General features: G+C 44.8%; 9 protein-coding genes. 7 read left to right on the plus strand and 2 right to left on the minus strand.

Going from position 1 to position 12,585, the window contains the following annotated elements:
* Positions 1 to 215: 215 nt before the first annotated feature.
* Both NSQ57_RS11930 and NSQ57_RS11935 read left to right on the plus strand, forming a co-directional pair.
* Positions 216 to 1,067 carry an alpha/beta hydrolase gene (locus NSQ57_RS11930; RefSeq protein ID WP_342426074.1) on the plus strand — a complete coding sequence of 284 codons (852 nt, stop codon included), beginning with the start codon at positions 216 to 218 and terminating at the stop codon, positions 1,065 to 1,067.
* Between the two features lie 272 nt (positions 1,068 to 1,339).
* On the plus strand, positions 1,340 to 2,062 hold the full coding sequence (locus tag NSQ57_RS11935) for a YjjG family noncanonical pyrimidine nucleotidase (RefSeq protein ID WP_342426075.1): 723 nt from the start codon (positions 1,340 to 1,342) through the stop codon (positions 2,060 to 2,062).
* A 298-nt stretch (positions 2,063 to 2,360) separates the two neighbouring features.
* Here NSQ57_RS11935 and NSQ57_RS11940 read toward each other — a convergent pair whose 3' ends face one another.
* Both NSQ57_RS11940 and NSQ57_RS11945 read right to left on the minus strand, forming a co-directional pair.
* Positions 2,361 to 4,637, minus strand: a complete 2,277-nt coding sequence (locus NSQ57_RS11940; RefSeq protein ID WP_342426077.1) for an alpha-galactosidase — start codon at positions 4,635 to 4,637, stop codon at positions 2,361 to 2,363.
* Positions 4,638 to 4,721: 84 nt separating this feature from the next.
* A complete protein-coding gene (locus NSQ57_RS11945) occupies positions 4,722 to 5,708 on the minus strand; it encodes a LacI family DNA-binding transcriptional regulator (RefSeq protein ID WP_209950343.1) in 987 nt (328 codons plus the stop codon).
* 177 nt (positions 5,709 to 5,885) lie between these two features.
* Here NSQ57_RS11945 and NSQ57_RS11950 point away from each other — a divergent pair, with 177 nt between their 5' ends.
* The 5 genes from NSQ57_RS11950 to NSQ57_RS11970 all read left to right on the plus strand — a co-directional run bounded on the left by NSQ57_RS11950 (position 5,886) and on the right by NSQ57_RS11970 (position 12,120).
* Positions 5,886 to 7,694 carry a histidine kinase gene (locus NSQ57_RS11950; protein ID WP_342426079.1) on the plus strand — a complete coding sequence of 603 codons (1,809 nt, stop codon included), beginning with the start codon at positions 5,886 to 5,888 and terminating at the stop codon, positions 7,692 to 7,694.
* The gene (locus NSQ57_RS11955) at positions 7,687 to 8,793 is read left to right on the plus strand and encodes a response regulator (RefSeq protein WP_342426080.1); all 1,107 of its coding nucleotides are present in this window, start codon (positions 7,687 to 7,689) and stop codon (positions 8,791 to 8,793) included. The genes NSQ57_RS11950 and NSQ57_RS11955 overlap by 8 nt, the downstream gene beginning before the upstream one ends.
* A 197-nt stretch (positions 8,794 to 8,990) precedes the next feature.
* Positions 8,991 to 10,292, plus strand: coding sequence for an extracellular solute-binding protein (locus NSQ57_RS11960; protein ID WP_342426081.1), 1,302 nt, complete (start codon positions 8,991 to 8,993; stop codon positions 10,290 to 10,292).
* Positions 10,293 to 10,370: 78 nt separating this feature from the next.
* Positions 10,371 to 11,249, plus strand: coding sequence for a sugar ABC transporter permease (locus tag NSQ57_RS11965; RefSeq protein WP_039274981.1), 879 nt, complete (start codon positions 10,371 to 10,373; stop codon positions 11,247 to 11,249).
* A 28-nt stretch (positions 11,250 to 11,277) separates the two neighbouring features.
* Complete coding sequence (locus tag NSQ57_RS11970; RefSeq protein ID WP_029518494.1) at positions 11,278 to 12,120, plus strand: carbohydrate ABC transporter permease; 843 nt, start codon at positions 11,278 to 11,280, stop codon at positions 12,118 to 12,120.
* Positions 12,121 to 12,585: the final 465 nt, after the last annotated feature.

A 12,585-nucleotide genomic window follows, 5' to 3' on the forward strand; every position in this document is an offset into this window, starting at 1 on the left:
GATGTGTTTGTCAAAAATCCTGTATGAATGTCATAAGTCAAGACAAGTAAGACAAAAGTAAACCCGTTTTGTTTTTGAAAAAAACATGTTAAACTTTTCTCATAAAAATAAATGTACTTTCTGAGGTGAGTTGAAGTGTTGGAACGTTCTATGGAGAATACAAGGGAATTACACAAAGGAAAGGGAGTGATTTGAAAAAGAAAAGGTGATTATAAATGAGCACTTATCAAACAGTTTTTAGTGATGGATTTGAGCTGAAATATGCTATAAGAGGTAACGGAAGGCCGATATTGGTGATCGGCAGCAGTGTATATTATCCTCGTTTATTTTCAGACCATTTATATAAAAAGTTTCAGTTTATTTTTCTGGATCATCGAGGATTTGCAAAACCGACTCGAGCTTTAAAACCAGAAGACTATACTTTGGATAAAGTTATTAATGATATAGAAACAGCAAGACAATGCCTTCATCTAAATGAATTTATCATATTAGGACATTCCGGGCATGCCTTTATGGCTTTGGAATATGCTAAACAATACCCGGATTATGTTCAAAAAGTGGTGCTATTAAATTCAGCACCTACGAACAGCCAAGAAAGACAGCGGCAAAGCTCTTCATTCTTTTATGAAACGGCCAGCCCAGAAAGAAAGGAACGTTTTGAAAAGGACATTGTTTTATTAGAGGAAGATATCAAAAGAGACCCAGATAGAAGATTTGTTCACATGTGTATACGAATGGGAGCCCAAACCTTTTATGATTATGCTTACGATGCGGCTTATATGTGGAAGGATGTATACACGAATATGCCTATCATTGATTATTTATGGGGAGAAGCTTTCGGTAACATGAATTTAATACAATCCTTGGCGGATATCCATAAACCTGTATATATTGGTTTGGGAAGGTATGATTTTTTGGTTGCGCCAGTTTCTTTATGGGATAGGGTCGATGACACCTACGAGAACGTGAAAAAAGTGATTTTTGAATATAGTGGGCATAACCCAATGTTTGAAGAACCTCATTGTTTTGATCAAACATTAGCTAAATGGATGAATGAAGATCACTAGGATTTTTGCTAAATCATCTCTTAGATGCTCAGAAGCCCGTAAAATGAGAATCACCTTCATTTTACGGGCATTCTTATTGAGCGTTATTTACCTTTTGCACCGATGACAAAATACTATGACTTTGTTATTAGTGACTTGACGGTTTAACTAGGTTCTGTATAATAACCGAAAGGTAATAATGTATTGTTAGTTTTTCGTTGTGCTACTATCAGAAACAATCTAAGACTCATGGAACTGAACAATAGTCGTAAAGCAATGATATGGAGGTCGTTATGAAATACGAAATTATTATATTTGATGTCGATGACACGCTGTTTGATTTTAAAAAGGCAGAGAGTTATGCGCTACATAATACGTTTACCCAATTTGGCTTGCCACAAGGGGCCACGGAGTATAAAGCTAGTTATGATGAAATCAACAGCGTATTGTGGCGAGAGGCAGAGGAAGGACTTATTACCTCAGCGCAACTGCGTGTGGAGCGGTTTAAGCGATTATTTACTTTTCATGATCTAGATTTTAATCCAGATGCTTTTAGTGCTGCATATTTACGTTATTTGGGTGAAGGTGCTTTTTTAATGGACGGAGCGGTTGAATTATGTGATATGCTGTCTGATTGTCGCTTGGCGATCATTACGAATGGAATCAAAGAGGTGCAAACCTCCAGAATTCAGCTTTCACCGCTGCGTGATGTATTTGAACAGATAATTATTTCAGAGGAAGTGGGTTGCCAAAAGCCACAAGCTGGTATTTTCGATTACGCATTTACTAAGCTAGCCATTTCAGATAAGAGTAAGGTTCTCATGGTCGGTGATTCTTTGACCTCCGATATTCAAGGAGGCAACAAATACGGAATGGATACCTGTTGGTTCAACCCTGCTGGGAAAACAAACGCGTCTGGCATTCAACCTACTTATGAAATAAAAAGCCTGATGGAGTTATCGAATCGTGTGCTTTCAAAGCGTCCCATCCTGAATCGTACATCGGCGGAAATCTAGATGAATGAGAAATTGGAAATCAGGATGAATAATGTCGAAATCAGAAGGACGGAAGTTAAAGACACCGAAAAGTTGAATGAATTGTTTAGAGTTGTGATTACAGACACGTTCACTTAAGAAGGCATTGGTCATATGCTGGAAGATATAGAGGACGAAATTGAGACTAAGCGAGCGTATTTGGTAAGTGACATGGAGAGTCACGGTTAGCAACACGGGCACCAAAGTGATTAAACAAGGCAGGCCGGAAAATCGGTCTGCCTTGTTTTGATTTTTTTATCGCCCCTGGTCAGATTCACAATTAGCAGGAGATAGCTTTAAGGCGGAAAGTAGAACTGGCGAAATCTCCAGAGAGATCCGAGACAACAAGCCCGATTTTCATTAGGCGGTCGCCTCCAAAAATTTCGCCATCAAACGCTACGCGGAAGGGGGAACCGCCATCTTCCACTAAGGTATTACCCGTATGGACTGCAGTGCTGCCTGTCGCCCCGTGTTCGATTATATACTTTTTATCTGGGCCAAGTCCTTTTAGAGTTAGTCGCCGGATGGGCCCATTTGGTTCAGCAAGTACGCGGAAGTAAGCGACAAACGCTTCGGATTGGTCCTCGCTAACAAACATCCAGGCCGTGTCGCCTCGGCCTTCAAACGGACTAAGAAGTCGATACATATCTCCCTGCTGTACAAGGGAACGGATTTCTTTATACTGGGCAATTTGTTTGGCAGCGAGTTCTTTTTCTTCATTCGTAAATTCAGTAAGGTCAAGTTCGTAGCCAAAATTCCCGCTCATTGCCACGTCGCCGCGTATGGCGAGGGAGGTGTTTCGTCCCACCTGGTGGTTCGGCACGTTCGATACATGTGCGCCCATGGTACTGGCCGGGTACACGATGCTTGTTCCATACTGGATAGCCAATCTTTCAATGGCATCGGTATCATCACTGGTCCATGTCTGCGGCATATAGTAGAGCATTCCGGGATCAAATCGCCCACCGCCTCCAGAACAGCTTTCGAACAAGATGTCCGGGAACTGGGAGGTCAGACGTTCCAACAGATCGTAAAGTCCGAGCATATAACGGTGCGCAGTTTCCTTTTGTCGTTCGCTAGGGGCTGTAGCCGAAGCAATCTCCGTCATGTTACGGTTCATGTCCCACTTGACATAAGTGATTGGAGCGATCGAAAATACGGAGCTAAGCGTCTCGTACAAGTAGTCGCATACTTCCTTGCGGGAGAGATCGAGCACCAGTTGGGATCGGCCTTCCGTCCGCCGCCGACCTTCCGCATGCAGGCACCAGTCGGGATGGTTGCGGTACAGTTCACTATCAGGTGATACCATTTCCGGCTCAACCCACAAACCAAACTGTAATCCTTGTTCATTAACCCGTTTGGCCAGGTCAGTAAGACCGCCGGGCAACTTGTGGCGGTCTTCGAACCAGTCCCCAAGCGAACTGTTGTCGTTGTCTCGCTTACCAAACCAACCGTCATCAAGAACAAACAGCTCAATTCCAAGAGGCCCCGCTTCTTTGGCAATCGCCTCGATTTTATCAGCGTCGAAGTCGAAATATGTGGCTTCCCAATTGTTCACGAGAATCGGACGTTCTTTGTCACGGTAAGCCCCTCGGCACAGACGTGTGCGATAGAGTCGGTGATAGGTGCGTGACATGCCCCCAAGACCTTCTTCGGAAAAGACCAATACGGCTTCAGGAGTCTGGAATGACTGACCCGGCTCAAGCCGCCAGGAGAAGTCAAAGGGATTGATTCCGATACTTACACGAGTCTGATTGAACTGCTCTACTTCTGCCTGTGCGACGAAGTTGCTGCTGTAGATTAGACTGAAACCGTACACATCCCCACGATCTTCAGTCACATCAGGCCGAAGCAGTGCCAGAAAGGGATTCATTTGGTGACTGCTGGAGCCCCGTCTACTCTCGAGCCGAATGGAGCCAGGTCCGAGGTCGCGGCGTTGGATATGTCTTTCCCGAACCCAGGCTCCAGGTAAGTAGAGGGCTTGGTAGTTGGAATCGGCGAAGTCGACAGAGGCGCTCATGGCGTGTTCAATATTCATGGTAGCGCTTCCCTTTTGTTCAAAAAGAGTAGATCTAGCAATGGCACTGTGGTTCGCAAATACAGTATAGAGCAGTGTAGTCTTAAGCCCCGAGTATTGATCCTCAAGGATCAAATAGAGGGTTGTGGCTTCATCATCCGATTCGGCATAGACGGAAGGAAGTCCCTCGAGCTTGGGTTTACCCGGTTCAATACGGTAACCACTATATTTTAGCTCAGTAGTTCGAGTTCCGTCCGCAAGTGCAGCCTGGTAAGCCGGTTGACGAAAGTCGCTTGTTCCATACTGGGGGTATTCCTGAGGAAGCGTATCCAAAGAAATTATACGACTGGAAGAAACGGGAGTGGGAGAGAAGGAGCAACGCTCCCTAAGTTCCAATATACTTGCGAGACTTTGGTCATGATGAAGTTGAGCTCCCCAATAGACATGTGCGGGATATCCTTCTACTAGCTGGATAATATAGCTGCAATCCTTAGACTGCAAATGAAACAAACCAAGCGCTTCGTTAACATGAATGTTCATGATATTCACTCCTCAGGGGTTATCATATTGATTGTTTTACGAAAGGATATTAATCAATGACAATAAGACTCTCAAGTACTAATTTTAGCCTTTTTTGCATGAGCTTTCTCGAATGACAAGCTTAGTCCCGATCACGCTATACGCAGGTGGTTCACGCCCCTCAAACCGTTCAGAGAGCAGTTGCACGGCAGCCTTTCCCATCTGTTCGGGATATGCACGGATAGTGGTTAGCGGAGGCTGCACGAAGGCTGCCATCTCAATGTCGTCGAAGCCAACAACAGCCATATCCTCTGGTACCTTGACTCCAAGTCCATGAAGGGCGCGGAGGGCACCAATAGCGAGCGGATCGCTTGCGACGAAGCAGGCTGTCGGTCGTTCCTGTTGGGCTAGGAGTTCGTTCATCATGAGATAACCATCCGCGGTACTCCAGGAACCTATACGGACGAATTGAGGATTGTACAACCCTTGTTCCCGCATGAATCGTTCAAAATAATGGGCCCTTCGCTCACCGTCGCTCTTACCGCCGATAAATCCGATTTGTCGGTGGCCAAGCTCAAGTAGATGTCCGAGTGCCTGATCAACAGCTTGTCTGAAATGAAGTCGTACAGAATCATACTCCAACTGTTCATGGTACTGGTCGACAAGGACAATGGTGTTCTTGTCAGGATGAAGCTTGAATACCTCTTCAGGATCAACGCCGCCCACAACAATCAGACCATCCGCCTTCTGTAAGGTGCCGATGGACGAGCGGCCTCGCAAGGTCTGTCCCAACGTCAGGCCAAGCTCTTCACAGCGCAGTTCGATTCCACGGCGGATCGAGGCGTAATAAGGATCGTCTCTTTCCTCCTCAATAGAACACCACAGCAGGAGGGAGACCGTTTTCCCGGCCCGTTCCGTATTCTGCTTTAATTGCCTCAGCCGGGTAGGCTTATACCCGAGTTGCTCGGCAACCAAAAAAATTCTGTTTTTGGTGTCTGAGCTTACGGACAGTGACAGATCGTTATTTAAAACCCTTGAAACGGTTGCGGCAGACACACCCGCTTCGCGGGCAATGTCTTTAATGGTTGCCAAAAGAGCTCACACCTTTTTAGTTAATAATTTTACTAAAAATCGACTTTATCCTAACACATCTCTAAAGTACTTTCAAGATGGACGGTTGAATTTTTTAAACTTTATTTTTGATCTACTACTGTAGAGATTGTTTGTGTTAACATGATGGATATTCTCTTGATGACGGAGGGGTTCTAGGTGAATATTCTGTCACTAGCTCGTAAGTGGTTTGGTCGACTTCGCTTTAAAAGCAAGGTTATAGCGGTATTTCTTCCGCTAATTATTGTTTCTCTGCTTATTCTTGGACTATTGTCCAACCAACTTTTCAGCCGTTCTTTGATAGACCAAACTACCAGCAATGTGGTCGATGAGTCTCAGCTTATCTTGTCTAGGACCGATTACATATTCAGGAGTGTGGAGACGGCGGCCAATATTATGGTCACGAATATTAACCGGATGTATGATTCATACGGTGCCAAACCTGATACTGCCATGGAGCCTATTCAGTTTGGAAACTTGATGCAGAGCCGCCTATCCATTGATTTGTCAATCTTTCGTGAGGTGGATGCCGCTGTCTTCATTGATAACGAAGGGAAGATTTTCGCCTCTTATACCGAAAGCGGGGATGATCGCAAGATCTATAGCATGCTTAAGCGGGTAAGGGAATCTGAAAGTTATGGACAGGTCCTCTGGTTTGATATGGAGAAGAGGGATTTCCTAACACCAGATCCGAGCTCTCCCGTTTTGACACTGGGGAAGACGGTCATTAATATAGACACCGGCGAACCTTATGGAACGCTTTTTCTGTTAGTGAAGGAAGAAGGTTTGTCCGATTACTTTCGTTCCAGCGATCCAGATGCACCCAAATCTTATTATTTTTTAGATAACGAAATGCGCGTGGCTGTGGCAGAAGACAATGAGATGCTGATGAATCCGGTGAATCCACAGCTGGGTGAGGCCATCCAACGTTGTGCCCCTAATGCATCCCATGGAACGTGCTCATTCGAGTATGAGGGCAACCTGATAACGGTCACTGATTATAACCGAATGGAATGGAAGTTGGTCAATATTGTTTCTCTCAGCCTGCTTACAGCTGATGTCCGGCAAAATGTTAGATTGTCGCTATTAATCGGTGTGTTATGCCTTGTTTTTTCCTGGCTGGGTGCTAGCTTTCTGTCCAGAATGGTCGTTAGTCCTCTCGAACAATTGACTAAGGCCATGCGAAAAGTAGTAACTGGTGATTTGCAACCTGTTGCGACAGTCCGTACTGAAGATGAAATCGGTACCATTGCGGAAGCGTTTAACTTTATGGTAAGACGGGTTCGGGAGCTGCTGGATGAGGTAAGGCAGGAACAGAACCGTAAGCGTGAATATGAGCTTGCACTGATAAGCGCCCAAATTAAACCGCATTTTCTGTACAACACTTTGGATACCATTTATGCACTCAATGAGTTAGATCGTAATGAGGAGGCTAGAGATACTACAAAAGCGCTGGCAGATTTTTATCGAATGGTGCTGAACAAGGGACGGGAACTAATCACTTTAGAAAAGGAAGCTCAGATTACTGATGATTACCTGACGATTCTGCAAATCCGTTATCCCGATGTGTTTCGCTATGAAGTGGATATTCCTCCCGAGTTTGAAGGTACACCGATCCCGAAGCTCTCGCTTCAGCCGCTTGTCGAGAATTCGATTTACCATGGCCTTAAGAAGAAAGGAACAAAAGGTTTTATCCGCATTTTTGCCTTTAGACAGGGCGATAAGGTGGTCGTTAGAGTGGAGGACAACGGTGTGGGGATGAACGAAATACAGGTTCAGACCATTATGTCCAGACATTTGCCGGAAGAAGGAATACGATCAATCGGCACCTACAGCGTTCAGCAGCGGCTGAGCCTGTATTTTGGCGAGGAGTATGGGATATCCGTGCAAAGTGTGCTCACGAAGGGAACAACTGTTGACCTGTCGCTGCCGATGCTGCCAAAGGGGAGTGAACACCAAAATGTATAAAGTGATGATTGTCGATGATGAACCGCTGTTCCGAGACTTTCTGCGTATGAAGATAGATTGGGAAAGCCATGGTTTTCGGGTTTGCTGCGAAGCAAGGAACGGACAGGAAGCACTTCAGGAGGCCGAGCGGCATCAGCCGCATCTCTCCCTCGTAGATATCAATATGCCCTTCATTGACGGAATTGAATTAGCCGAGAGGTTGAAAGTCAAATTCGAACGCATCGTTATTGTATTCATATCCGGACATAACGAATTTGAATACCTACAGAAGGCGGTTCGAACCGGAGTACAGGATTATTTGTTGAAGCCGTTCAATGCAGAAGAAATGCTCTCGATGTTGGAACGCATTAAGCCGAAGCTACCGGTGCTTCCACAGGAGAGCGAAAGTGCAGAGTTAAGGGGACAGGGCGGCGAAGTGTTGCATAGCAGAGCAGGTATGCCTGATTTGGGCCATCTACGCGATGCGGTCGTGCTTGACCTCCGAATGAAAGACAGTGAAACGCTAGAGGAGGTCCGTAAGGCAATCCGTCAGCTTAGTAAATATAAATGGGGAGACGAATACGCAGATACGATGCTTATGGGAATCGTATCTTTAGCCCTTTCCTTTGCCAGTGAACGAGGCATTCCTTATGACCGGCTATGGGAAAATGGAGGAGACAATTCTCCTTACGAACGGCTGCGAGAGTTAGATTCCTGGGAGGCTGCTGAAGGTTGGATGCTCGCTCTATACCGCAAGCTGATCCAACTGATGGAGAATATGCGTCCTACGAAGGCTTCCAATTTATTTGTGGCGGCGATCAACTATATTGAGGAACATTATGCAGACGCAGAGCTGTCTGCTGAGCAGGTTTCGTGCGGAGTATTCGTCGATCCCAGCTACCTGCGCCGCGTATTTCGCAAGGAGTCTGGCTTTTCCATAGTGGATCACATTACACACATCAGAATGAAGAAGGCTAAAGAGCTTTTGCTGAAAGGAAATCGGAAGCTGTCAGAAATCGCTGAAAGTGTCGGATACAGTGACCCCAATTATTTTGGAAAATGCTTCAAGAAACGCTTTGGCATGACACCCACTGAATATGAGCAACTCAAAAAAAGGTAGCGCCTGCCCTACGAGGCAGGACAAATCGATTTAAGCCTAGCGGTTTTCCTATATTTGGGGACCGCTGCTCTATTTGTCCCGTTTTTTACTGATTAAGCCCGTTTTATTCCTTAATCAAGAAAAGAAGCGGCAGTATACTGTAGTCATGCAAATGAAAGCGTAAACATAAAACACACTGCATGAGGGGGATTAAGCAAATGAAAAAAACTTACAGAAGTTGGAGTGCAGCTTTGCTAGTGCTCACTATGTCGATTGGATTGGTTGCTTGTGGGGAAGATAACTCGACCTCTTCCAAGAGTGAGGCAGGGGACGGTACGATCAAATTAAAGGTGTATGCACAACATTTTGATGACGATACCATAAAGCCGTTCGATTATGCGGTGGAAGAGCTCAAAAAGAAGATGCCAAACGTAGAAATTGAACTGGATCCTGCCGTACAGGACGGAGGACAGAAGCTTAAAACTTATGCGGCAACGGGCAATATGCCGGATGTCTATTTAGCGGATTGGGCTGTCCTGCAAACTTTCGCAAAATCGAAAAATGTTGAGGTGCTGGACAACTATGACACAACGGCCGAATTCAAGAAGAATCTTAATCCGGGTGTTGAATCGCGTTTGGTAGCTCCAGACAATCATGTATATGCTTATCCCGAAACCGGCATTGAATTCCAAATGATCTATTACAACAAGTCAATTTTCGAGAAGGTAGGAATTAAAACACCGCTTAAGACGATTGACCAGATGACCGATGCAGCGAAAAAGTTGAAAGCTGCTGGTTACGTACCTATGTCAATCTTTGCCAAAGAAAAATGGATTACGACCGCTTTCTATAATGGGCTGGTTACAAGGGAGCAGCCGCGTGGATTCGGAGCACTTGATGAGAAGGGTGTAAAAGCATTGCCGGAAGCATTCGTAACAGCGGCACAGCAGATGAAGCAACTGCAAGCAGCCGGATTATTCGATGCAAACGCGACGAACACCAATTATGATCAGGCTTCGTCCCTGTTTTATCAGGGCAAAGCTGCCATGTTCGTGAATGGACAATGGGAAATTTACAGCTCACAGGAAAAGCTGGGCGACCAGGTCGACTGGATGTACTGGCCTGCAAAGGATGAAGCAACCTACGAGAAATCCAAATATTTCATTGACGGCTCAGGTTCTCCGCAGGGCTACGCAGTATCATCAAGTAGCAAAAATAAGGAAACAGCCGTAAAGGTAGCGGCGTTCCTTGCCACAAAGTCAGCCGAATACAGATACACCCAACTTGGAAGTCCAATTGTTTCGCAGAAAGTGGATAAGCCAATGGCCTCTAATGTTCCAGTAATGATGCAGCGGGTCGTCAAAGAGTTGCTGCCAAACGCGCAGGAATATGCTCAACTTCTGAGCAATACAAAAATTCAGAACACCATTAATGACAATACTCAAAATTTAATGGTAGACAACTTCTCTGAACAGGATTTTGTGAACAATCTGAATAGCACATTGGAAAAAGAAAACTGAGAATTCAGGGATTCGGCAACCCTTGGCGGATAAGTCGCTGGGGGATGCTGTTCCAAAGATAAGGGGTGGAAGCAAGACATGAATAAATATTTGGGGAACAAATCGGCGCTCGCACTGTTTCTCCTCCCTGCTTTGATACTGTATAGCGTGATACTGATATATCCCGTTCTGCAAACCGTTCTTCGCAGCTTTTATAATTGGGATGGCCTGAGTACGCTGACCTTTTCGGGACTGAGTAATTATCGGGAACTGTTCTCCGATCCTCTACTTGCTACTTCGCTTAAGAACGGATTAATATTTGCCATTGTGCTGGCGGTCTTTCAGATCGGACTGGGAACACTATTAGCGCTAATCTGTGCGGACCCGCGCACACGCGGGCGAAAAATACTGAAAACGTCTTATTTTATCCCAGTTGTCCTATCGGTAACCGTGGTGTGCCAGCTGTGGATCGCAATCTATGACCCAACTAACGGATTGATCAATCGACTGTTTGATATCCTGAACATCCCTTATCAGCAAAATTGGCTGAGCTCCCCGACAGCATCAATTATTGCCATTGCCTTCGTTAATGCCTGGCAGTTTATGGGTTATCAATTTGCGTTGTTATATGCGGGAGTTAAGTCAATACCCGAAGACTACTTTGAAGCCGCCACGATTGACGGTTGCAGCAAATGGAGAGCGCACTGGCATGTCACGCTTCCACTGATGAGGGAAACGTACAAATTCTGCTTCATTATTGCGATTACCTCTGGAATAGGGGCCTTTGTGCAGATGCTGATTATGACAAACGGAGGGCCCGGCACTACAAACTATACATTGACATTCATGATTTACCGCTATGCTTTTATGGAAAGCAATTATGGGTATGCGTGTGCTGTATCCGTGCTGCTTGTACTAATCTCACTACTGGCAACTGTAGTTATCAATAAGCTGTTCGACCGCGGACAAACCGCCTGATAAGGCGTGTATTGAAAAGGAGAACGAAATGAGTAAAACTGCTTTGAGCAAGTTCAGACAAGCTGTTCTGCAGATACCGCTGTGGTTGTATTTTATTGTTTCGGTCTACCCGTTGTTCTGGATGGTTTCCTACTCGTTCAAGAACAACGATGAGATCTTTGTCTCTAACCCATTTGGACTGCCAACGCATTTTCGTTACGAAAATTACATCAATGCGTGGACGCAATTTAATATTCCCCGTTACTTTCTGAACAGTCTGGTCGTATCAACGATTTCGACTTTGTTCATCCTTTTGCTGGCTCTGATGTTTGCCTTCGCAGTGGCTCGTATGAGATGGAGGTTTCGTTCAGCTGTCCGGACTTATATGATCATAGGAATGTTTATGCCACTGCAGGTTATCATGATACCGCTGGCGATTCTGGTTCGCGATTTTCATCTTACGAATACGTACGGAGCTCTTATTCTTCCTTATATCGCAATTGGGCTTCCTTTCTCGTCAATGATTTTCTATGGATTCCTAACAGCAATTCCTAAGGAGATTGAAGAGGCGGCATGCATGGATGGAGCTAATATTTATAGACTGTTCCTGAAAATCATTATGCCACTTGCATTGCCTGCAATTGCGACGGTAGCCATTTTTCAATTCTTGAACAACTGGAATGAGTTCACTTTGGCCTATATTCTAATTTCTGATGAAAATATGAAAACATTGCCTCTAGGCTTACTTTTCTTCCAGGGTTCCTACAGTACGGATTGGGGAGCCATGGGAGCTGTTATGACTATGGCCTCCTTACCGATGGTACTTGTCTACCTGTTCTTGAGTGAACAAGTGGAGCGGGCGATGACGGTAGGTTCTGCTGTAAAAGGGTAGAAAGAATAAAATGCCCGGCTAGAGAATCAGAAAAAGATTCTCTAGCCGGGCATTTTTGATATGTACATACGTTAATTCAATCCGACGATGGTTTGTGGCTAATCAGAAACCTTACAGTAAAATAAAGGTTTTTGTAAGTTTAAACTGTTGTTCGTTATGTAGAAGCTGTTATGCTGGTAAACAGCTAGGCAAGGAAAGAAGTGAAGCAAACTTTGAAAGATCCAAAGCAAAGTTTCCATGAAACATTAAAAAATCATAAAAGAACTATTATAACAGTCACAGTTATCGTTATTATAATTATACTGTTAATCACTCTGGTGCTCGGCACCATGCATATAATTCGGGATTCAATATATACCCCCATGAAAAACTCCTAATCATCTACAACCAAAGGGGGTTAGATTGTTGTTATTGCTTGAACGATCAAATAAAGGCATTATATAGAGAAATCAGTTGTTAAAAATT

Source organism: Paenibacillus sp. FSL L8-0502 (genome assembly GCF_038593055.1).
GTDB classification, from domain to species: domain Bacteria; phylum Bacillota; class Bacilli; order Paenibacillales; family Paenibacillaceae; genus Paenibacillus; species Paenibacillus polymyxa_D.